We start from the raw sequence: 21,449 nt of genomic DNA, 5'->3' as shown, positions 1-21,449 counted from the left end.
TGGTCAGTTCCGGGATCCGATGGACAGGCCGGCGGTCAATGTGGTGGATCCGAAGGCCCGGCGATGCTCTAACCGTTCCTCGAGAACGTGGGTCGCCAGCGTCGAGCCCGAAGGAAGCGAAGAACAGGCCAGCCGCAGCCAGCGTGCGTCCGAGTAGGCATCGAACCGATCCGGGCTGACCTGCAATTGCTCGGCGACGGCCAGCACCTCCGTGTGGGCCTTAAGATATCGCGCCGGCGTCAGGTTGTTGCGCAGCAGGCGCCGCTCCAGATGGAAATCCAGATAGGCGAGGTCGCGGGCGGCCTCGGCCTGGGAAGCATCGTCGAAGTCCAGCAATCCGAAGGGGGATCGGCCGTCGCCGGCGATGATCTGCCGGTCGTGCAGGTCTCCGTGCGCCCAGACCAGCGGGTCCGGTGCCGTCCGGAGCAGGTCCGTCGTCACCTGCTCTGCCATGGCGATCAAGAAATCGCGTTGGGTGGACAGCACCGGAACATTCGCCGTGTGGCGCAGCCATCGTTTCAGCCACCGGGCCACAGCCTTCGCTTCCACTTCCGGTGAGCGGACCGGCAAGGTGTCCAGAACGGTCTTCTTGCTGGCGTCCGACGCCGTGCCCAGCTGGGCGAGCCACGCGCGGGACCACTCTTCCCATACGCCGGCAAACTCCTTTTCGCCGATCGTGACGTAGTCCTCGCCGATTTCGCCCAGCGTCGGTCCGGAGAGCGCGCTGAGAACGAGGGTGTCCGGGGAGCTCTGCAGCACTTTGGGCGCCGTGAAGGCACCGGCGTCCCAGCAGGCGGTCCATCTGAGCGCACCGTTCGGCGGGGACGGCGGCGCTGCCTGGCCGGAAGACCTTGATGTAGCAGCCCTCCGCCCGGATGACCGCCCGCGTGTAGGGCCAGTGGGAAATGATTTCCCCGCGCTGTCTTTCCGTCCGAAGGGCCGGCAGTTGAGGGTCGTCCTCCGGCAGGAGCTCAAAATGGCCCTGGCTCAGATGGGCTCCCCGGGCGCCGGGCCGTCCCGCAGTCACAACCTCCAGCAGGTATTCCCCGGGTTCTTTGTCGGGCCAGGCCTTGCGGACGCGCCACGCGGTGCCGGCGTCGTCGGTGTAATTCCACAGCGGCGGGTGCCAGTTCACGCGATCAGCTCCAAGGCTCGGCGGATATGCCAGTTCGTGTCGGCCGGCCAGTCGCTGGCCCGGTTCCGGAACGGGTCGACGCTGTTCAGGAACAACCGGAAGGCCGCCCAGCTATCCACCCTGGCCTGCGTCACGTGCCCGCCGGCCTCGCGGTAACCGTCGATCAGCAGGGCCGTCTTGCGGCCGCCGGCGACGGGCCCGGCGCCGGCGGGGTCTGCGATGTCCTCCACCGCGGCAAAGGACCCAAGGTCCCTCGCCGGGTCGGAGGTCGTCACGCGGTCGAAATCGATGATGCGGATGGCCGGGCCGTCCACCAGTACCTGGTCCGCCGAAAAGTCACCATGGACCAGCACAGGCTGTTGCCTTTGGGGGCCGGCGGCGCCGACAGCTGCCAGGAGCCGGCCGGTGAGTGCGTCCACCGGAGCCTGGAGCCCGGGGAGCAGGCAGGTAATCATGGACCGCGTGGCGGCGAGCTGGCGTGCCAGGTCCTCCCTGTCCGCCATCGGGTCCGCCCCGGCGCCCGCGTCTATGCCATGGATCGCTGCCAGGGCTTGGCCGGCCCGGTAGGCGGCCGGATCGTTGCCGCCGCCGCCCAGGTCTCCCTGGCCCCAGCCCGGGGAGGCACTGATGCCGTGCGCGGCGCATTCCGGGTCCGCGAGTTCGGGCAGGACCGGGATGCCGTGGCTCTGAAGCCGCTGCCGCAGGCGGAGTCCGGCGGCAGCTTCGTCAGCTTGTACGGCGGTCTTGATGACGACGGGGACCGTCTGCGTGGGGACCCTGGCAACGAGCCTGCGCTCCGGGTTGTATCTGAGCACGCTGAGCGGGGGGTCCAGGAAGCGCCCTGCCGCGGGGAGCGCTCCGAGCCGTTGGAGTCCGTGGTCCCGGAGCCACCGCAGGTTGGGGCGCAGCGGCCAGTCCTCCTCGATGGGACCGGCCGCCACGGCGACGTCGGGGTGGAGATGATCGGGCTGGATAAGCCGGATGCCGCCGCCTCGCTGTTGCGAACTGTCCGCCCGCCGTTGCAGTTTCCCGACGTGCTCGGGGGCGGTGGTCGATGCCCAGCCGTAGCTGCCGGCGCCGTTGCCGGCGCGGCGGAAGACGACGAGGGCCGAGCTGTGCGGCTTGTAGCGGGTCCTGGTGATCCGGACGCTTTCACCCAGGAGCTCGGAGAGCAGCTCGTCGTCGAGGAGCCAGTTCAGGCCCGGGATCCGGGGGTCCCGGGCCGCGAGGGCACGGTCGGCTTCGCGCCGCTGCGGCTGCAGTCCTTCTCCCTGCAGCCATCCCTGCAACTGTTCTCCCTGCGGGGCCGTGCTCATGTCGGCACCTTGAACAGTTCACCCGGTTCGCCGGTCTGTTGCCGATGGACCCAGCCGGCGAAGCGGGACTCGGGATCGGCCAGCAATGCCTGCGGCGGCCCGTCTTCGAGGATTTCGCCGTCTTCGAGCCAGATCACCCGGTCGCAGGATTGCGCCGAGATGACGTCGTGGGTAATCGTGACGGAGGTCCGGCCCTCGGTGAGGGTGTCCAGGGCGCTGAGGACCGAGTCCCGGGATGCCGGATCCAGCCCCGCCGTCGCCTCGTCCAGGATCACGATGGGGGCCTTGCGGAGCATCGCGCGGGCGACGGCCAGCCGTTGGCGCTGGCCTCCGGAGAGATCGCTGGCTGCCTCGCCGAGGACGGTTTCGTAGCCCTGGGGCAGTGCGCGGATGAAACCGTCGGCCTGGGCAAGGACCGCCACGGCTTCGATCTCCTCATCGGTGGCATCGAGGCGGCCGAACCTGATGTTCTCCCGGACCGAGGTTCCGAACAGCACGGAGTCCTGGAGCAGGATGGAGACGTGGGCGCGCACGGAAGCGATCTTCAGGTCCCGGAGGTCCTCGCCGCCGAGGCTGACGCTCCCCTTCCAGGGGTCCACCATCCGAAGGATCATGCTCGCCAGCGTGGACTTCCCGGCCCCGGAGGGCCCCAGCACGGCGCAGTGCTGGCCTGCCGGTATGGTCAGGGTGATTCCTTTGAGGACCGCGGTTTCCTCGAAGTGGCCGGCCCAGACGTCATCAAACACAATGTCCGGGTGCGGGTTCTTGAGGGCGACGGCGTGCGGTGACTCGGGCACGTCACTCTGGGCCTCGAGCAGGTCCGCGACCCGTTCCCCGGAGGCCGTCGCGCGGGCGATGCGGCTCGTGTACCTGGCCACATCCTTGAGTGGCCTCAGCCCGGTCTTCAGGTAGGTCAGGAAAACGACCAGATCACCCGGGGTCATCGCATGCTGCATCACCCTCCAGCCGCCGGCAGCCAGGACCACCGCCGTTGCGATTCCGGTCAGGACGTCGGTTTTCCGTTGCAGGCTGGCGGCCAGCCGGAGCGTAACCACACCGGAACCAAATGCCGCCTGGTTGCTCTTGCTGAAGCCCGAGCTGATGGTGTCCTCGAGCCCATACGCCTGGACTTCGCGCATGGCTCCCAGCGTCTGTGCGGCTGTGGTGGCCAGGGCGCTTTCACCCTTGCGAGACTTGCGGGCGGCGGTAGTAATCGATCCCGAGCTCTTGCGGGAATACACGATGAATATGCCGATGGACAGGAACGTCACCAGGGCGATCAGAGGATCGAGCCAGAGCATGATGATCATCATGGCGATCAGCGACACGACATTGCCGATCAGGGGGAGCCCCGCAGTGACAGCCACATCCTGCAGCCGGGATACGTCCCCGACGAGCCGCTGGACCGTGTCTCCGGTGGAGGCGCGGTTATGGTGGCGCATCGACAGGCCCTGGAGGTGGCGGAAGGTCCGGGCGCGCAGTTCGGTGGAAATTTGGGTACCCACGAGGGCAAACGAAATCGCAGACATGTAGCCGGCCACGGCCCGGATGAGGCTGATGGCAACCACCGCGCCGGCGCAGAGGAGCAGCACCTCCGCGCTCGCCTCCACGCTGAACGGGGACCTGCGCAGATTGGCGCCGAGTGAGTGTGAGACGGAGTCCAGGACGATTTTCACTGGCCACGGCTCAAGAAGCCGGAAGAGGATCTCCACGGCCATGGCAATGAATCCCCAGGTGATGAGCAGCCTGTGCCCGCGCAAATGCGGGCGGACGCACCGCAAGGTCCGCCGCAGCGGTGAGAGTTCAGCCGGTGCGCTGGCGCCGGTCGGCCGCCACAGGGTCCGCCAGCTGCGGGGGCTCGAATGCCTGGCCGTGGTGGTCATTGCCTGGCCAGTCTGCGCGCAGGCGGCAGCGCCCCGGTGATCCGGGACAGCACCCCGCTCCAGCTGAACCGCTGCACGGCGTCGTTACGGGCCTCGAGCCCCAGCTTTTCCCGCAAATTCGGGTTTTCGCCGAGCCGGAGGAGGGCGTCCGCGAGCGCGGCGGGGTCCCCGGGCGGGATGAGGATCCCGGTGCGGCCGTCCTGGATGATGGACGGGATCTGGCCCACGGCGCTCGCGATCACGGGCAGCCCGGCGGCCAGGTACTCAAAAACCTTCAGCGGCGAGAAGTAATCGTCCTGGCCAGGTCCGTCCGGGGGATAGGGTGCGGCGGCGGCGTCGAATTCTGCCAGGAGGCCGGGCACCGAAGCCGGAGCAACGGCGCCCGTGAACACCGTCGGCACGCCGAGGGACTCGGCGAGGCGTTCGAGGTCCTGCCGGCCGGGGCCGTCACCCACCACGTGGAGGTGCCAGCGCAAGGCCGGGTCGGCGGTCTGCTGATTGGCCAGCGCCACACCGTGCAACAGGCCGGGGACACCGTGCCAGGGCTTCAGGGTTCCGACAAACCCGACGGTGAGGTGGTCCGGGTTCCGGCGGCCGGGGCGGCGGGCCGGGATCCGCTCGACGTTCACTCCGTTCGGTGCCAGCACGGTCCGCGCGGTCGGCACCCGCGCCCGTACCCAGCGCACCACGGGATCCGAGACGCAGGCCACGACGTCGGCCGTTGCGGCGTTGCGGCGGAACACCGTCTCAGCCTTCTTCACATCGAGCAGCTGGCGGTACCGCTGCTGCTCCTCGATCAGCGGAGCATTGACCTCAAGCACGGACGGCACGTCCAGGATGCGGGCCACCACGGACAGCGCCGGGCTGAACAGCGAATAGCGCTCGTAGAACAGCCCGCAGCCGTTGCGCAGGACCTCGTCCGCCAGGCCCAGCGCGGCGTCCTGGACCGCCCGTTCCCGCGCGGCGGCGGGCACGGATTCCGGCTTGACTTCGACGACGTCGAGATCGGCAAGGTCGCTGGGCCGCTCGGTGCCGAGCAGGGTGCAGTAGACGGTGACGGCGGCGCCGGTCCCGCGCCACGCCCGGACGATTTCCTGGACATGGACGGAGGAGCCCTTGGTGCCGAAAACAGGAACGCCGGGGTCGGCGCAGAGATAGGCCACGCGTGTCATGCGACTCTCCTTTCCGAACGGGAGAGGGACCTCAGGAGCTCGGCCTGGCGGTGGACGTCGTAGTCCTCCTCGATCAGGGCGCGGGCGCTGCGGGACATGGCGACCCTGTCCGTGGCCGGGGAGCCGAGCGTGCAGATGCCGCGGGCCAGGGCGTGCGGGTTGCCCGGCCGGACCAGGACACCGGTGGAGCCGTTCCGGACCACTTCGGGGATCCCGGTCACGGACGTGCTGATGCAGGGGACGCCGGTGGCCATGGCCTCGAGCAGGACGGTGGGCATGCCGTCCGCGTTGCCGTCGGCGCCGACCACGCAGGGCGCCACGAAGACATCGGAGGAGTTGAGCAGCTCGTGCACCTGGTCCTGGGTCTGCGGGCCGAGGAGGCGGACGTACCCGCCGAGCCGGAGCTGGCCGATGCTGGCCTCCAGCTCCTCGGCCATGAGCCCGGTCCCGGCGATCCGGAGGTCCAGTTTGACCCCCTGGTCCAGCAGTTCGGCGGCCGCGGGCAGCAGATACTGGAAGCCTTTTTTCTCCACCAGGCGCCCGACGGCGGCGATCCGGAGGGTGGCTCCGAGCGGCCGCGGCTCCCGGTACGGGAAACGCTCCAGTTCCAGCCCGTTGCGCACCAGATGGAGCCGGGCCGTCGAGGACGGGAAGCGGCGGCGCAGGTAACGCATGTTGTACTGGCTGATGGTCACGGCGTGGTGGGCCTGCTCGAGCTTGAGCCGCAGGTCCTCGTCCTGGACCGATTCATGGAAGATATCCACCGCGTGTGCGGTGAATGAGAACGGGATGCCGGTAATGAGGGACGTCAGCCGGGCGACGGTGGTTGATCCCGAGGCGAAGTGGACGTGCATGTGCCGGATGTTCCGGTCCTGCAGCGCGGTGGCCAGGTTGATGGCCTGCACGGCGTCGTCCGCCCTGGCGGCGGCGAGTTCGCCCAGATTCCGGCCGACGGCGGCCGTGAGCCCGGCCGCGTCAGCCATCCGGAGGCTCTCCCATACGGCCACAGTCTTGATGGGGCGGTCAATGTACGTCACCGGTGCCTGGACCCGGGCGAGCTCGGGGTGGAACCGGGGGTCGTCGGTGGGCCGGAGGGAGAAGATCTCGATCCGGTCCCCGGCCGCCTCGCGGGCCAGGATCTCCGAAACGATGAACGTTTCGGAGAACCGCGGGTACGTCTTCAGGACGTACGCTGTCCCGGGTTCAAACGGCGACACGGCTGGCACCCTTCACGCTCGCTGCGGCATCGCTTTCGTCCGCGCTGAATTGATCGGCGGCCAGATCGGCGCTGACCTGATTGGCCCGGTCTGATTTCGCCAGGTCGGCATTGAGCAGCGGCTGCAGCAGCTCGGCGGCCAGTTGCGGAACCCGGATCAGGCCGTCCAGCACCGCACGACGGCGGTCCACGGTGGTGCCGAACCGGGCGGCCAGCCAGGCGGCCAGGATTTCCGGCGTCAGCGTGCCAATCTCGTGTTGTTCCAGGTACCCGGCCGCGGCGAGGGAAGCGGCCCGGATGCGCTGCTCGGCGCGCGACTGCGTGCGGGGCACGATCAGGGCGGGGACGGGCGTGCTCATGATTTCGCACACCGTGTTGTAGCCTCCCATGGCCACGACGGCGGCGGCGTGCCGGAGGTGGAACACGATGTCATCGACGGTGGAGACGACTTTCACGCCGGGGCGGGCCCGCTGCCGGAGGTCGTTGAGCTGCTCGGCGGGCATCTGCGGCCCGGCGACCACGAGGTGTCCCATCCCGTCGGGGACCGGCGTGGCGACGGCGACGCGGGCCAGGGCATAGCCGTCCGAGCCGCCGCCGACCGTCGTCATGCAGTACCGCCCGGGCATGCAGTTGGTGCCGGAGGCCGAGGGGCGCCCCTCGGCGAGGTAGCCCGTGTACCGGATGAGCTTTCGGAGGGCGAACGGTATTTCGCCGGCGGCTACGGGGTCGTGGACGGCGGGATCGCCGTACACCCAGATGGCATCGAACAGGTCCTTCACCACGCGGGGACCGCCCACCCTGGCCCATTCGGCAACGGCCGCGGCGGGCGAGTCAAGGACCTCGCGGAGGCCCAGCACCACACGCACGGGCCCGGCGGTGCGGGCGTGCCGCAAGGCTGTTTCGAGTTCGCCGTGGACGCCCGTGGCGTGCCGGTCCACCACCACGAGGTGCGGGGAGAAGCCGGCCAGCGTTGCCTGCAGCAGCCTGGCCCGCAACGGCACGAGCTCCCCCATGGGCAACGTCAGGTTCCGCGGCAGGTAGCCCGCGGATCCCTTTGCCACACCGGGAAGAAGCACCCAGTCCCACCGCTCGGGCAGCCGGAACGCCGGTGCGAGGGCCGTGCCGGTGATGAGGATTCCGGTGACGGGGCGGCCGATCAGGCCGGGAAGCTGATTGTTCAGCGCGTGGGCCAGGGCTAGATTCCGACGCACATGTCCCAGGCCCACTGAATCATGTGAGTACAGCACTATCCGCATTGGCTCCACAGCAAATCCTCCCCCGCCCCCGTTTTCCCCGGGCTGGCTGCGATCGCAACTGTGTCCGGGCCGGTGCTGTCTGATGGTATGCATCAGCCTGCGCCCCGAGAGTGAGGATGGGATGAGGGGAAGATTAAGGATTCCTCATCAAAGGCCCCGCATTTGCGGCCCCGCGCTTAGGCACGGGCGCGTGGGGTACGGGAACGGTCAGATGCGGGCGCCATCGGGTGCGGGCAAGGTACGACGGCGGGGCAGGTCAGACGCGGACGCCGGAGGACTGCAGGGGGATCCGGATCATGAATGTGGCCCCGTGGCCGTATTCGGATTCCACCGTGGCCACGCCACCGTGCGCCTGGGCGATCGCCGCGACGATGGCAAGGCCCAGTCCCGAGCCTTCCACGCCGCGGCCCGTGTGCACGCGGCCGAACCGTTCGAAGATCCGTTGCTGGTCCTCTGCGGCGATACCGATCCCGTCATCGCGCACCCACAGCACGAGGGTGTCCTGCGGGGGCAGCGAGGTGCCGTCGGTCGCCGTCGGTCGCTCGATTCGGGAACCGAGCGCGATTGTGGACGATGGCCTGGTGTACTTGACGGCGTTCGCGGCGAGCTGGACCAGTGCCTGGGTGAGGCGCTGAGGATCCGCCTCCACCACGTAGTCGGCCCTTTCATCGATCTGCCAGTGCCGGTCGGCGAGGACGTGCACCTTCTCCATGACCTGATCGAGGAGCTCCGGGATCCGGACGGGTTCACGCTGGATGAAGCCGATCTCGCCGGAGTTGGCGAGCAGCAGGAGGTCATCCACCAGGCGCTGCATCCGGTCCACCTCGTCCAGCAGCACGTCCCGGGTGGCAATGACGTCGTCCGGATCATCGACCGTCTCCAGCTCGAGGTGCCCGCGGAGAATGGTCAGCGGGGTGCGCAGCTCATGGCCGGCGTCGTCCAGGAACTGCTGCTGTTGCTGGGCGCCCTCATCCAGCCTTTCCAGCATGGTGTTGAAGGTCTTGGCAAGCAGGGTGACGTCGTCCTCACCTTTGCGCACCTCCACCCGTTGCGTGAGGTCCTCCGGGCCGACCGCCCTGGAGGCCTCGCGCATGCGCCGGAGCGGATCGAGCAACCGCCCCGCGACCATGCTGCCGATCACCGCGGCTGCAAGGAGCATGGCGAAGGCCACCAGCGAGTACGTCCGGACCGAGCTGGCGTTGTGCTCGCGTTGGTCGCCGGCGTCCCGGCCGACCAGGAAGAACGTGCCCGTGGCGCCCCTCATGGGCACCACCACGGTCCGGAGCGGGCGCCCGTCGGCGTCGAGTTCGCCGAAGGATGCGCCGGCCGGGTTGCTGAGCCCGACGGCGTCGGCCAACATGCTGTCTTCCAGAAGGGCCTTGTCCCCGTTGCCCTCGACGGTCCACGCCACGCGCCCGTCCACGATCCCGGCCATGACCTCGTTGCTGCGCGGCTCGATATCTTCCGCGGCCTCGTGAAGGGCGCTGACGTACGTCCTGTTGGCGTAGTCCCCGGACGTTTTCTTCTTGGTCTGCACGATCTTGACCACGGCGTTGGCCTTGTCCAGAAGGGCCTGGTCGAGCCTGGCATCAGCCTCCTGGAACTGCACCACGAACGTGACCAATCCCGCGGTGACAAGCCCGGCGAGCATCATGCCCAGCATGGCGGCCACCACCCGGAAGCGCACCGAGTGGATCTTTGCGCCCCAGCCGGACGGGTCCTGGGTTTCCGTCTCAGGGAAGGCAGCCGGCGGCGCGGCCTGGCCGTCTTCACTGGGATGTTCATCCAAGGTGGCCACTCTGTTCCCTTCCTGCGAGGATCAGCCTGCTTCGCCTAGCTGAGGCGGTACCCGGCGCCGCGGGTCGTGAGGATGCGGTCCGCGCCGAGTTTCATCCGCAACTGGCGCACGTACACGTCCACCACGTTGGACGTGCCGTCGAAGTCGTAGCCCCAGACGTGGCTGAGCAGTTGCTGCCGGCTCAGGACCTGCCCGGGGTGGAGCAGAAACATTTCCACCAGCGCGAATTCGCGGGCGGAGAGTTCCACCATCCTGCCGTCGACGCTGACCGAGTGGGTGAGCAGGTTCAGCTCCAGGGGCCCGTAGCGCATGACGCTTCCCGCCAGCACATCGCCGGTGTCCGACTTGCGGATCCGGGCCTTGATGCGGGCCACGAGTTCCTCGAAGTGGAACGGCTTGACGATGTAGTCGTCAGCGCCGCCCTCCAGCGCTGCGACGGTGTCGCTGGAGGATCCGCGGGCCGTGAGGAAGATGACCGGGATGCCCACCTTGCCGCGGCGCAGCGCCGCGAGGACGGCGTACCCGTCCAGGCGGGGGAGCCCGATGTCCAGGAGCAGGAGATCGAATTCGCCGCTGGAGGCGTAGTCCACGGCCGTGACGCCGTCGGCGACCACTGTGGGCACGTAGCCAGCCGCGCGCAGGCCCTTTTCGATGAAGCGGGAGATGCGTTCTTCGTCTTCGGCAATAAGGATACGGATCAAGGTGACTCCCTTGAAAACGCCCGGATCCGGGAGGCGGGCTGGTCTGCGCGTTCCGGTCAGGGCGGCGGCGCAGCCCGTGCGGGACCGGAGGTCCCGGGTTCGGCGGGACGGCAGGATCGAGATTCAGAAGGAATGAACATCTGGTGCTCCTTCAGGAGACGGCCCAGCACCGTGGCGTTACGTCGGGCTGCGGCTGAGACTATTCCCGCTTCTTTCATCCTGCCCCCGTAATGGAGCCGGCGCCACCTTTGATCGGTTGATTTTCAGACTGTTAACAGGTCACTCGCAGCAGCACGCCAGTATTGGCCTGCTATGGCCCGAACAGGGCACCGGTGAGCTGGCGAGTCAGGTCGTGGATGAGGTCCAGGCGGTCCGCACTGTCGGCGTCGTCCGGGCCCCATGTGTAGATGACCACCGCGTAGGAGAGGTCGCCCGCGCTGAGCAGGGCGGCGTCGTGGACGTAGCCCTGAACCACGCCGTACTTGTGGTGCACCGTGATGCCGGGCGCGACGGCGGCCGGGATGAGGTCCTCGTCATTGGTGTGCTGCATGTAGCCGAGCAGCTCCGCGGTGTGGTCGGCGTTGAGCAGTTTGCCCGTGGCGAGCTGAGACAGCAGCCGCGCCATGTCCGCCGGGGCCAGCAGGTTTTGTTCGGGATCGTAGGTGATGCCGAGGGTGGCGGCGTAGGCGGTGAGGTTGGGGTAGCCGATGTCCCGCATCAGCAGGAGCCATGAGTCGTCGCTGCTGGTGTTGATCATGGCCTTGAGCTGGAACGCGGCATTGAACGCGCCCAGGGGAGCGTCGAGTGACTTATCGCCGGTTTCCACGAGGTGGTAGTAGGCGGCGGCCGTCAGGACCTTCGCGGTGCTCGCCGCCGTGTACGGTGCCACGTCGCCGTAGCTCTGCAGCTGGCCGTCGCGGGTGTCCATCACGGCGACGCCGATCCGGTGGTCGGGGTGTTCGCCGATGATCCGCTGCATCCCGGCGGGAAGGTCGACGGCGGCGGCCGCCGGCGCGGCCTCCGCCGGGTCCGGCGCCTGCTGGTGGGCGACGGTCAGGACGTCACCGGTCGGGAAATCGCGGGTCAGGAAGTCACGTGTCTGGGAATTACTGCCGGGTGAGGGGACGGTGCGGATGGCGCCGAGGACCACGACGGCGGCCAGCACCAGTACGGCGGCGGCCCAGACGAGCGCCACGTTCCTGCGATGGGTGGGAGCGGCCGGCCGGGGGCCCGGATTCGTCATGTGCGTGGGCCTTTCCGGACTCGACTGGGTGGAGCCTCCGACGTTAGGCCGGGCCGGGGGCGAAGTCCACGGAGCGCGCGGGGCGCGGCCCAAGTGGGACAAAAATCCCGGATGCGGGTCCACTACGCTGGCATTCATGACCCGGAAAATTACTGTCAGCCTGCCGGACGCCACCTTGCGTGAATACCTTCAGCCGCACCCGGACGTCACCGTCCTGGAGTGGGACCTCGCCGGTGAGCCGCCCAGGCCGCGGATCGACATCGTGGTGCCGCCGTACATGGGTGGCCCGCAGGTTCTGCGCGGTCTGGAAAATGTGGACACGGCCCTGGTGCAGAGCCAGTCGATCGGGTACGACGGGGTGGCGGAGTTCCTGCCGGCCGGGAGGGTCTTCGCCAACGCGTCCGGCGTGCACGAGACGTCCACCGCGGAGCTGGCGCTTGCCCTGATCCTCGCCAGCCAGCGCGAGCTGCCCCGCCTGATCCAGAACCAGCAGGAGGGCCGGTGGGACGCCCGGCCCACGGCCAGCCTGGCCGACCGCCGCGTCCTGATCGTGGGCTACGGCGGGGTGGGCAAGGCGATCGAGGACCGGCTCCTTCCATTCGAGACGTCCGTGACCCGGGTGGCGAGCACCGAACGGACGGATGACCGCGGCCGGATCCATGGCATCGCGGAGCTGCCCACGCTGCTGCCGGAGCACGACATTGTGGTGGTGGGAGTTCCGCTCAGCGACTCCACCCGGCACCTCATTGATGACGCCTTCCTCGCGGCCATGCCGGACGGCGCCTTGGTGGTGAACGTGGCCCGCGGCCCGGTGGCGGACACCGAGGCCCTGGTCCGGCACACCGCCTCCGGCCGGATCCGCGCCGCACTCGACGTCACCGATCCCGAACCCCTGCCGCAGGACCACCCGCTCTGGCGGACCCCGGGCGTCATCATCAGCCCGCACGTGGGCGGGGCGAGCTCGGCGATGCGCCCGCGGATGGGCCGGCTGCTGCAGCGGCAGATCCAGATGATGCTGGCGGGCGAACCGCCGGCCAACGTGGTGCTGAACGGCTGATCGGGCGCGGCAACGGCCCGGGCACGCCGCTTTAGCCCTCCTGGGTGACGGCCGCCATGTCGCCGACGCCAGGGGTGCCGTCGGCGAGCGCGTAGCGCTGCAGCACCGCGCCCTTCGGTGAGGCGACGACAGGCTCGATGAGCCTGAGGTTCGTCGGAACCACCCCGTCCGCGAAGACCTTCTTTCCACTGCCGAGGAGGATCGGGTACACCCAGAGGGTGAGCCGGTCGAAGAGCCGCTCGGCAAAGAGGGTCTGCACGAAGTCGAGGCTGCCGATCACGTGGGTGTGCTCGTGCCGGTCGCGCAGTTCGCGCACGGCGGCGGCAACATCGGGACCGAGCAGCGTGGAGCCGGCCCACTCGAGGGCAGGCGTCCCGCGCGAGGCGACGTATTTCGGGATGCGGTTGAACAGCCGCGCGATCTCACCGTTGGCGTGCGGCCAGTACGCGGCGAAAATGTCGTAGGTCCGGCGCCCGAGCAGCAGGGCGTCCATTTCCGCCATCCCGGATTGGATCTGTTCCCCGACGACCTCGTCGATGAGGGGCGCCTGCCAGCCGCCAAACGCGAAGCCGCCGGCAGGGTCCTCGTCCGGCCCGCCGGGCGCCTGCGCGACGCCGTCGAGCGTCGTGAACAGGTCGATATGGATCAGTCCCATGCCGTGCTCCTTCTCTGTTGGCCCCCTCGCAGGGCGGCTAGGGGGTGGCGGGTGAGTTGGCCGTCCCGGCGGTGTCCACCACGCAGAACCTGTTGCCCTCGGGATCGGCCAGGATCACGTAGTCGGCGTCGGCTGGCCGTTTGCTCCATTCGACCCGGGTGGCGCCCAGGGCCAGGAGCCGCCGCACCTCGGCGTCCTGGGTATCCGTGTACAGGTCCAGATGCAGGCGCGGGGGAACCTGGACGGGCGCGGGGACGCGGTCCAGGGAGATGCAAGTGCCGGCGCCGCCCGGCGGCTGCAGGATCACAAAGTCGCCGTCGGGCTCGTACCGCGGCTCGAAGCCCAGCGCGGCCTGCCAGAAACTCATCTGGCGTTCGAGGTTGTCCACCCGGATGACGATCGAGCCAATGCTCAGCATCCGGACAAGCTACACCCGGGCCACCGGCCCGGCAAGCAAGAAACATAACCGCAGGCCCATCCCCGATTCGCCCTGAGAGGAACCCAGCTATCTCCCGGCGGCCGGACGTAAACTGACCGTCACATCGTTCTGTGTGAAACAGTCTGTGACGCATGAAGTGGAGACCGGATGCTCTGGAAACTGCTCGTCGAATATCTGAGGCCGCAGCGGCGGCTGCTGTTCGCCGTCGTCGTCTTCCAGCTGGCGGCGTCCATTGCCTCGCTGTACCTGCCCACGCTGAACGCGGACATCATCGACCAGGGCGTGGCGACGGGGGACACGGACTACATCCTGCGCGTCGGCGGTCTGATGCTGGCGGTCACCCTGCTGCAGGTCGCCTGCACCGTCGCGGCCGTGTACTTCGGCGCGAAGGCCGCGATGGCCCTGGGCCGGGACGTCCGCGGCGCCATCTTCAGCCGGGTGGCGGCGTTTTCCGAGCAGGAAGTCACCCGGTTCGGCCCGCCGAGTCTCATCACCCGCTCCACCAACGATGTCCAGCAGGTCCAGCAGCTGGTCCTGATGTCCGCCACGCTCATGGTGACGGCGCCCATGCTCTGCATCGGCGGGGTGATCATGGCCATCCGGCAGGACCTGCAGCTGTCCTGGCTGATCGCCGTCAGCGTCCCCGTGCTGCTGGCCGCGGTGGGCTCGATCATTATCCGGATGGTGCCGCTGTTCCGGCTGATGCAGGCCCGGATCGACACCGTCAACCGGGTGCTGCGCGAACAGCTGACCGGCATCCGGGTGGTGCGGGCCTTTGTCCGGGAGGACGTGGAGACCGCCCGGTTTGCCCGCGCCAACGTGGACGTCACGGATACCGCGCTGCGCGCCGGCCGGCTCATGGCGCTCGCGTTTCCCACCGTGATGCTGGTGCTCAACGTCTCCAGCACGGCTGTGATCTGGTTCGGGGCGTTCCGGATCGAGGACGGTTCCATGCAGGTGGGGACCATGATCGCGTTCCTGAGCTACCTCATGCAGATCCTGATGTCCGTCATGATGGCCACGTTCATGGCGATCATGATCCCGCGCGCCGCCGTGTCCGGGGACCGGATCGGCGAGGTCCTCGGGACCGAATCCAGCGTCCGGCCGCCGCTGCGGCCGGTCTCGCTCGCGGCCGGGCGGACGGCGCGCGGCGAGCTGGAGATGCGCGGCGTCGGGTTCGCCTACCCGGGCGCCGAGCAGCCGGTGCTCCAGGACGTGAGCTTCACCGCCCGCGCGGGGCAGACGACGGCGATCATCGGCAGCACCGGGTCCGGCAAGACCACCCTGGTGAACCTGATGCCGCGGCTTTTCGACGCGACCTCCGGGTCGGTCCGGATTGACGGCGTGGACGTCCGCGAGCTCCACCCGGACCTGCTGTGGGGGCACATCGGCCTGGTCCCGCAGAAGCCCTACCTGTTCTCCGGCACGGTGCGCAGCAACCTGCTTTACGGCAAACCGGACGCCAGCGAGGACGAGCTCTGGCGGGCTCTGAGGATTGCCCAGGCGCAGGATTTTGTGGAGGAGCTGGAGGGCGGGCTGGATGCACCGATCTCGCAGGGCGGCACCAACGTCTCCGGCGGCCAGCGGCAGCGGCTCGCGATCGCCCGGGCACTGGTGAAACAGCCCGAGCTGTACATCTTTGACGACTCTTTCTCCTCGCTGGACACCGCCACGGACGCCCGGCTGCGGCAGGCGCTCAAGCAGCACACCGCCGGGGCCACCATGGTGATCATCGCCCAGCGGGTCTCCAGCATTGTGGACGCGGACCAGATCCTGGTGCTTGAGCGCGGCAGGATCGTCGCGCACGGCACGCACGAGGAACTGCTGGAGGCGTCGGAGACGTACCAGGAGATTGTGAACTCCCAGCTCGCAGCGGAGGAGGCAGCATGAGCCGCACCGACAAGGCGCCGACGCCGGCCCCCGCCGCCGCTCCCGCGGGCGGGGCCCCCGCGGCGCAAACCCCCATGCGGATTCCCCGCCCCGCTGGCGGACCCGGCCGCGGCGGCCCGTTCGCCGGGATGAACATCCCGGCCGAGAAGGCCATGAACTTCGGCCCCTCCGCCCGGCGGCTGCTGGGGGAGCTGCGGCCCGAACGGCTGTGGCTGGTGCTGGTCCTGGTGCTCGCCGTCGTCGGGGTGACGTTCTCGGTGATCGGGCCCCGGCTGCTGGGCGAGGGCACCAACCTGATCTTTGCCGGCGTCGTGTCCAAGCAGCTGCCGCCCGGGGAGACCCAGGACCAGGTGATCGCCCAGATGCGCGCCGCCGGGCAGACCCAGCAGGCGGACATGCTCAGCGCCATGACGCTGACCCCCGGCGCCGGGATCGACTTCACCGCGCTGGCCACCGTGCTGCTGTGGGCGCTGGTGCTGTACGTGCTGGCGTCGGTGTTCGGCTGGATGCAGGCGTACATCCTCAACGGCGTCGTGCAGCGCACGGTCTTCCGGCTGCGCGAGCGGATCGAGGCGAAGATCAACAAGCTGCCGCTGCGCTACTTCGATTCCGTGCAGCGCGGCGAGCTGCTCAGCCGGGTGACCAACGACGTCGACAACATCTCCCAGAGCCTGCAGCAGTCCATCAGCCAGGCCGTGACCTCGGTGCTGACCGTGGCCGGGGTGCTGGTGATGATGGTGCTGCTCTCGCCGACGCTGGCGCTGATTGCACTGGTGACCATTCCGCTGACGCTCGTGACGACGGCGGTGATCGCCAAGCGCTCGCAGAAGTTGTTCGTGGCGCAGTGGCGGCATACCGGGGAGCTGAACGGGCAGATCGAGGAGACGTACACCGGGCACGCCCTGGTGAAGGTGTTCGGCCGGCAGCGCGAGGTGGAGGAACGGTTCCGGCAGAAGAACGCGGAGCTGTACCAGGCGAGCTTCGGCGCGCAGTTCATTTCCGGGCTGATCATGCCGGCCATGACGTTCATCGGGAACCTGGTCTACGTGGGGATCGCCGTGGTGGGCGGCCTGCAGGTGGCCTCCGGGGCGATGCAGCTGGGAGACGTGCAGGCGTTCATCCAGTACTCCCGGCAGTTCACCCAGCCGCTGGCCCAGCTGGGGTCCATGGCGAACCTGCTGCAGTCCGGCGTGGCCTCCGCCGAGCGGGTGTTCGAGCTGCTGGACACGGACGAGCAGTCGCCGGATCCTTCGCCGTCTGAGGCCCCCGACGGCGGCCGGGGGCGGCTGGTGTTCGAGGACGTGTCCTTCTCCTATTCGCCGGACAAGCCGCTGATCTCCTCGCTGAGCCTGGTGGCGGAGCCGGGGCAGACCGTGGCCATTGTGGGCCCGACCGGTGCGGGCAAGACCACGCTGGTGAACCTGATGATGCGCTTCTACGAGCTCGACGCCGGGCGGATCACGCTCGACGGCGTGGACGTCACCGCGATGACCCGCGACGAGCTGCGCTCGCGGATGGGCATGGTGCTGCAGGACACCTGGCTGTTCGGCGGGACCATCCGGGACAACATCGCCTACGGCCGGCCCGGCGCTTCGGAAGCCGAGATCCTGGAGGCCGCGCGGGCGACGTACGTGGACCGGTTCGTCCGGTCCCTGCCGGACGGGTACGACACCGTGCTCGACGACGAAGGCTCCAACGTCTCCGCCGGCGAGAAGCAGCTGCTCACCATCGCCCGGGCGTTCCTGGCCCGCCCGTCCGTGCTGATCCTGGACGAGGCCACCTCGTCAGTGGATACGCGGACCGAGGTGCTGGTGCAGAAGGCCATGAGCGCGCTGCGGAGCGACCGGACTTCGTTTGTCATTGCTCACCGCCTGTCCACCATCCGCGACGCCGACCTCATTCTGGTGATGGAGTCCGGCCGGATTGTGGAGCAGGGGACGCACGCTTCCCTGTTGGAGGCCGGCGGGGCGTATGCCGCACTGTACGCCGCGCAGTTCGCGGCGCCGGTGGCGGAGGTTTAAGGGGCTGACCACCGTCCCGGCACTACCGTCATAGGCTCTTGAAAAGAGCAACGCCAACAAGCCACCCAACCCAGACTTCACGCCTGCAGCTCCTGCTTCCTAAACTCAGCAGCCGTTTCCAACAGTTGCGCGGACAGCCGCTTGGCGTCCTGCCGGGCGAATCTGGCGATCGGCATGGCGATGCTCAAGGCGGCGTGCTGGCCGTCGACCAGGCCCAGGGACACGCCCATGGCCGCCACGCCGTCCTCACTCTCTTCGAAGTTCATGCCGATCTGCTGCCGGCGGGCCTGGTCCACGTCCCGGTACAGCTTGGGGAGGTCGATGCGGGCGTTGACCGCAGCGGCCGTGTCGTCGAGGACGCGGTAGCGCCGCTCGATGTCCTCCCGCGGCAGGTCCGCCAGCATCGCCTTGCCGGCCGACGTCACATGGGCAGGCAGGACAATCCCGGTGCGGAGGCCAAAGCGCAGCGCATGGGTGGTGGCCTCTATGCCGTCCAGGTGGTGGATCTCGGTGCCGATAAGCACGGCTAGGTGGCTCGTCTCGCCCACACGGGTGAACAGCCGCTCCAGGTAGGGGCGCACACGCGCGGGCAGCGGCGGCGGTGCGGTGTCGATGGCGGCCCTCCGGAGCTCGGGGCCCGGGACATAGCGCCGCTGGGCGGTCTGCTCGGCGAAGCCGTCGCCCACCAGCGTCACCAGCAGGCGTTGGGCCGTCGACGGATTGACCTCGAGGATGCTGGAAGCCTCGGTCACGCTGATGGAACCCTGCTCCGCCATGTGCTTGAGCAGCACCAGCGCCCGGTGGACGGATTCAACCCGCGGTGCTTCATCTTTGCGTATCACGCAATTTAGGCTAACAGCCATTGCGCCTCGCGCATAGGGCTGACTAGCCTCACATCACAACCTACGCACCGGACCCCGCGAAAGCCGGGCCCGCGCGTCGTTCGCACCGCCGCTGAATTGAATACCCCCAAAGCTCAAGGCGCCACAGGCGCCGCACTGCTCACCCGACGAAGGAGTCTTGATGAGTCTGTCCCAGTCACGAGCGGTAAAACGCTCGCTCAAACCCGCAATGCCCGCCTCGCCGCAGGCCAAGCGCGCCGTCGTCAGCGGTACCTTCGGGTCCGCCCTCGAATGGTTCGACTTCGCCGTCTACGGCGCCATGGCCGCGACGGTCTTCCCCAAGCTGTTCTTCAATGACATGAATCCCGCGACCGCGCTGCTTGCGTCCTTCGCAACCTTCGGCGTCGGCTTCGTGGCCCGCCCGCTGGGCGGCATCGTATTCGGCCACCTGGGCGACCGCCTGGGACGACGCAGGATCCTGCTGACCACCTTCATCACGATGGGCGTCGCGTCGATGATCATCGGCCTGCTTCCGCCGCAGTCCGCGATCGGCATCGCCGCCCCGGCCCTGCTGGTTCTCATGCGCTTCATCCAGGGCATCGCGCTGGGCGGCGAGGCCACAGGAGCCCAACTGATGACCATGGAGCACGCACCCGCGGACCGCCGCGCCTTCTACGGTGGGCTCATGGCGATGGGTTCCCCGATCAGCCAGGTGGCCGCGAACCTGGTGCTGGCCGTACTTTCCGGCGTACTGAGCCCGGAAGCTTTCCTCGCCTGGGGCTGGCGTGTGCCGTTCCTGCTGAGCATCCTGCTGGTGGCCGTGGGCATCTACATCCGGCTCAAGGTTGAAGAGACGCCGGTGTTCAAGGAGGGCATGCAGGAGCTCGCCCAGGAATCCACCACCCCGGCCACCGTGATCAAGACCCACGGCGTCACCATCCTGCGGCTCATCCTCGCCTTCGCCCCGATCGTCGTGACCTTTTACATCGTCTCCGTGTTCGGCATCAGCTACCTCACCACCCACGGCTTCACCCAGAGCCAGACGTTCACGATCATCATGATCTCCAACTTCCTCTCCGTGATCGCGATCTGGTGGGGCGGCCGGCTCGCGGACGTCTACGGCCGCCGGCGGATCCTGATGATCGGATCGGCAGGCACCCTGCTCGCCGCCGTCCTGTTCTTCCCGGTGGTGAACCTGGGCAGCTTCCCGCTGACGCTGGGCATGGTGGCGTTCTCCCTGGTGACCGCGCAGTTCGGAAACGCCGGCCAGGGCGCGCTCTTCGCCGAGGCGTTCCCTACCCACATGCGGTACACGGGATCAGCACTCGCCCTCACCGGTTCCAACCTGATCTTCGCCGCACCCGCACCGTTCCTGGCCTCCTGGCTGATGAGCATCAGCGGCGGCAGCACCGTCTCCATCACCATTGCCTGGATCGTGATCATCGCCGCCGCGCTGATCAACATGGTGATGATGGGCGACGGTAAGACCCTCGAGGGCGGCGAGCACCGCTTCGGCCGTTACGTTCGCGTTGAAGAAACGACGACGACGGCGGCGCCCGCCACCGGGCTGGTCGGCTCCGGCGCTGCCGAAGAGGCCGTGACCCGATGATTGTTGAACAACGGACCTACGTCCTGCACACCGGCGCCCGGCTCGACGAGTACCTCGAAGCCTACGAAAGCATCGGCCTGCCCGCGCAGAAGCCGATCCTGGGCGGATTCCTCGGCTACTTCGTCACCGAATTCGGGCGCCAGAACGAGCTCAACCACTTCTGGGCCTACGCGGACCTGGAGGACCGCCGGACCCGCCGCGCCGAGCTCGCCAAGAACGGGCAATGGCAGGAATGCCTTGCCATCATCCGGCCCATGATCATGACGATGGAGAACCAGATCATGTACCCGACGTCCTTCTCGCCGATCCGCACCCTGCCCGTTGCCGCAACCGACCCACACACGGCGTTCAGCCGGAACCAGGAGCCTGGCCATGACCAGTAACCCCACCGCCACCCTCGAAGCCGAAGCGGCCAAACAGCCGGTGATGCTGCAGACCGCTATCGTCACCGGCGGCGCCGGCGGCATCGGCCAGACGATCAGCCGGCGCCTCGCGCAGGAAGGCTACGCCGTCGTAGTCGCCGATCTCGACCAGGACGCCGCTGACCGCACGGCCGCGTCGCTCCCCGATGTGGGCTGGGCCGAACACCGCGGCTTCGCCGGCAACCTGGCCGACGGGGAGACCAATAAGGCACTTGCCGCGTTCGCGGCCGAGACCGGACCCGTGGGGGTGGTGGTCAACGCCGTCGGTATTTCGCCCAAGCGCAACGGCGGCAAGATCCGCTTCTTTGAGCTCAGCGACGACGAGTGGAACACCGTCATGGCGGTCAATGTGGCGGCACCGTTCTTCCTGGTGCGCGAGGTCTACCGGCACATGCCCACGGATGGTTCCGCGAGCATCGTGAACCTGCTGTCCATCGCCGCCAAGACCGGCACGGGCGGCGGCCCGGACGCGGCGTTCGGCCCCTTCCTGCCCAGCTCCGTGGTTTACGGGGCATCGAAGGCGGCGCTGCAGAACCTGACGGCCAGCCTGGCCCACGAACTGGCTGACTTCCGGATCCGCGTGAACGGCGTGGCGCCGGGCTTCGTGCAGACCCCCATGATGGGCGATGTTCGCCAGGACGCCAGGCTGCTCGGCCAGGTGCCGATGAAGCGCTTCGCGACGCCGGAGGAGATCGCCGACGCGGTGGCCTTCCTCACCGGGAACCAGTCCACCTACATCACCGGCACCAGCCTGGACGTCAACGGCGGATTCCTCACCTGCTGACAAGCCCCGG

At 68.5% G+C, this 21,449-nt stretch carries 18 protein-coding genes; 6 read left to right on the top strand and 12 right to left on the bottom strand.

Translation table 11 applies throughout. The features are described 5' to 3' along the window. Positions 1-3: 3 nt before the first annotated feature. From ABH915_RS20045 to ABH915_RS20005, 9 genes are all read right to left on the bottom strand, one after another. The gene (locus ABH915_RS20045) at positions 4-759 is read right to left on the bottom strand and encodes a phosphotransferase (RefSeq protein ID WP_370124644.1); all 756 of its coding nucleotides are present in this window, start codon (positions 757-759) and stop codon (positions 4-6) included. Positions 760-1,131: 372 nt separating this feature from the next. Then, positions 1,132-2,451, bottom strand: coding sequence for a phosphotransferase family protein (locus ABH915_RS20040; protein ID WP_370124642.1), 1,320 nt, complete (start codon positions 2,449-2,451; stop codon positions 1,132-1,134). Continuing rightward, positions 2,448-4,334, bottom strand: a complete 1,887-nt coding sequence (locus ABH915_RS20035) for an ABC transporter ATP-binding protein (protein ID WP_370124640.1) — start codon at positions 4,332-4,334, stop codon at positions 2,448-2,450. The genes ABH915_RS20040 and ABH915_RS20035 overlap by 4 nt, the downstream gene beginning before the upstream one ends. Beyond that, entirely contained in the window at positions 4,331-5,506 is a 1,176-nt protein-coding gene (locus ABH915_RS20030; protein WP_370124638.1) for a glycosyltransferase, read from the bottom strand. The genes ABH915_RS20035 and ABH915_RS20030 overlap by 4 nt, the downstream gene beginning before the upstream one ends. After that, positions 5,503-6,723: a glycosyltransferase gene (locus ABH915_RS20025; RefSeq protein ID WP_370124636.1), complete on the bottom strand. Its 1,221-nt coding sequence runs from the start codon at positions 6,721-6,723 to the stop codon at positions 5,503-5,505. The genes ABH915_RS20030 and ABH915_RS20025 overlap by 4 nt, the downstream gene beginning before the upstream one ends. Beyond that, on the bottom strand, positions 6,710-7,933 hold the full coding sequence (locus tag ABH915_RS20020; RefSeq protein WP_370124634.1) for a glycosyltransferase family protein: 1,224 nt from the start codon (positions 7,931-7,933) through the stop codon (positions 6,710-6,712). The genes ABH915_RS20025 and ABH915_RS20020 overlap by 14 nt, the downstream gene beginning before the upstream one ends. A 301-nt stretch (positions 7,934-8,234) precedes the next feature. Then, positions 8,235-9,767 carry an ATP-binding protein gene (locus tag ABH915_RS20015; RefSeq protein WP_370124632.1) on the bottom strand — a complete coding sequence of 511 codons (1,533 nt, stop codon included), beginning with the start codon at positions 9,765-9,767 and terminating at the stop codon, positions 8,235-8,237. 44 nt (positions 9,768-9,811) lie between these two features. Continuing rightward, positions 9,812-10,477 (bottom strand): response regulator transcription factor, encoded by a 666-nt coding sequence (locus ABH915_RS20010; RefSeq protein ID WP_370124630.1) that lies wholly within the window; start codon positions 10,475-10,477, stop codon positions 9,812-9,814. 310 nt (positions 10,478-10,787) lie between these two features. Then, complete coding sequence (locus ABH915_RS20005; protein ID WP_370124628.1) at positions 10,788-11,720, bottom strand: serine hydrolase; 933 nt, start codon at positions 11,718-11,720, stop codon at positions 10,788-10,790. A 136-nt stretch (positions 11,721-11,856) separates the two neighbouring features. Between ABH915_RS20005 and ABH915_RS20000 the strand changes: the two genes are divergently transcribed. Next, on the top strand, positions 11,857-12,777 hold the full coding sequence (locus ABH915_RS20000) for a 2-hydroxyacid dehydrogenase (RefSeq protein WP_370124626.1): 921 nt from the start codon (positions 11,857-11,859) through the stop codon (positions 12,775-12,777). A gap of 31 nt (positions 12,778-12,808) precedes the next feature. Here the strand turns inward: ABH915_RS20000 and ABH915_RS19995 are convergent, their stop codons facing one another. After that, on the bottom strand, positions 12,809-13,432 hold the full coding sequence (locus ABH915_RS19995) for a dihydrofolate reductase family protein (RefSeq protein WP_370124624.1): 624 nt from the start codon (positions 13,430-13,432) through the stop codon (positions 12,809-12,811). A 37-nt stretch (positions 13,433-13,469) separates the two neighbouring features. After that, complete coding sequence (locus tag ABH915_RS19990) at positions 13,470-13,850, bottom strand: VOC family protein (RefSeq protein ID WP_370124622.1); 381 nt, start codon at positions 13,848-13,850, stop codon at positions 13,470-13,472. A 168-nt stretch (positions 13,851-14,018) separates the two neighbouring features. On the opposite strand from ABH915_RS19990, the gene ABH915_RS19985 reads away from it, so the two are divergent. Next, a complete protein-coding gene (locus ABH915_RS19985; protein ID WP_370124620.1) occupies positions 14,019-15,761 on the top strand; it encodes an ABC transporter ATP-binding protein in 1,743 nt (580 codons plus the stop codon). Continuing rightward, positions 15,758-17,782, top strand: coding sequence for an ABC transporter ATP-binding protein (locus ABH915_RS19980; protein WP_370124618.1), 2,025 nt, complete (start codon positions 15,758-15,760; stop codon positions 17,780-17,782). Before ABH915_RS19985 ends, ABH915_RS19980 begins: the two co-directional genes overlap by 4 nt. Positions 17,783-17,859: 77 nt before the next feature. Here ABH915_RS19980 and ABH915_RS19975 read toward each other — a convergent pair whose 3' ends face one another. Beyond that, on the bottom strand, positions 17,860-18,624 hold the full coding sequence (locus ABH915_RS19975) for an IclR family transcriptional regulator (protein WP_370124616.1): 765 nt from the start codon (positions 18,622-18,624) through the stop codon (positions 17,860-17,862). 181 nt (positions 18,625-18,805) lie between these two features. Here ABH915_RS19975 and ABH915_RS19970 point away from each other — a divergent pair, with 181 nt between their 5' ends. The 3 genes from ABH915_RS19970 to ABH915_RS19960 are packed head-to-tail and all read left to right on the top strand — an operon-like array spanning position 18,806 to position 21,439. Next, a complete protein-coding gene (locus ABH915_RS19970; protein ID WP_370124614.1) occupies positions 18,806-20,233 on the top strand; it encodes an MFS transporter in 1,428 nt (475 codons plus the stop codon). Then, positions 20,230-20,616: an NIPSNAP family protein gene (locus ABH915_RS19965; RefSeq protein WP_370124612.1), complete on the top strand. Its 387-nt coding sequence runs from the start codon at positions 20,230-20,232 to the stop codon at positions 20,614-20,616. The genes ABH915_RS19970 and ABH915_RS19965 overlap by 4 nt, the downstream gene beginning before the upstream one ends. Further along, complete coding sequence (locus tag ABH915_RS19960; RefSeq protein ID WP_370124610.1) at positions 20,606-21,439, top strand: SDR family NAD(P)-dependent oxidoreductase; 834 nt, start codon at positions 20,606-20,608, stop codon at positions 21,437-21,439. Before ABH915_RS19965 ends, ABH915_RS19960 begins: the two co-directional genes overlap by 11 nt. The last annotated feature ends 10 nt before the right edge of the window (positions 21,440-21,449 follow it).

The sequence above is a fragment of the Arthrobacter sp. MW3 TE3886 genome (genome assembly GCF_041262145.1).
Taxonomy (GTDB): domain Bacteria; phylum Actinomycetota; class Actinomycetes; order Actinomycetales; family Micrococcaceae; genus Arthrobacter.
This window is presented reverse-complemented; position numbering and strand designations above follow the sequence as displayed.

Excerpts from the sequence above, each read along its gene's own strand:
- ABH915_RS20040 (WP_370124642.1), bottom strand. The coding sequence starts at position 2,451 with ATGAGCACGGCCCCGCAGGGAGAACAGTTGCAGGGATGGCTGCAGGGA.
- ABH915_RS20035 (WP_370124640.1), bottom strand. The coding sequence starts at position 4,334 with ATGACCACCACGGCCAGGCATTCGAGCCCCCGCAGCTGGCGGACCCTG.
- ABH915_RS20030 (WP_370124638.1), bottom strand. The coding sequence starts at position 5,506 with ATGACACGCGTGGCCTATCTCTGCGCCGACCCCGGCGTTCCTGTTTTC.
- ABH915_RS20005 (WP_370124628.1), bottom strand. The coding sequence starts at position 11,720 with ATGACGAATCCGGGCCCCCGGCCGGCCGCTCCCACCCATCGCAGGAAC.
- ABH915_RS20000 (WP_370124626.1), top strand. The coding sequence starts at position 11,857 with ATGACCCGGAAAATTACTGTCAGCCTGCCGGACGCCACCTTGCGTGAA.
- ABH915_RS19995 (WP_370124624.1), bottom strand. The coding sequence starts at position 13,432 with ATGGGACTGATCCATATCGACCTGTTCACGACGCTCGACGGCGTCGCG.
- ABH915_RS19990 (WP_370124622.1), bottom strand. The coding sequence starts at position 13,850 with ATGCTGAGCATTGGCTCGATCGTCATCCGGGTGGACAACCTCGAACGC.
- ABH915_RS19985 (WP_370124620.1), top strand. The coding sequence starts at position 14,019 with ATGCTCTGGAAACTGCTCGTCGAATATCTGAGGCCGCAGCGGCGGCTG.
- ABH915_RS19980 (WP_370124618.1), top strand. The coding sequence starts at position 15,758 with ATGAGCCGCACCGACAAGGCGCCGACGCCGGCCCCCGCCGCCGCTCCC.
- ABH915_RS19970 (WP_370124614.1), top strand. The coding sequence starts at position 18,806 with ATGAGTCTGTCCCAGTCACGAGCGGTAAAACGCTCGCTCAAACCCGCA.
- ABH915_RS19965 (WP_370124612.1), top strand. The coding sequence starts at position 20,230 with ATGATTGTTGAACAACGGACCTACGTCCTGCACACCGGCGCCCGGCTC.
- ABH915_RS19960 (WP_370124610.1), top strand. The coding sequence starts at position 20,606 with ATGACCAGTAACCCCACCGCCACCCTCGAAGCCGAAGCGGCCAAACAG.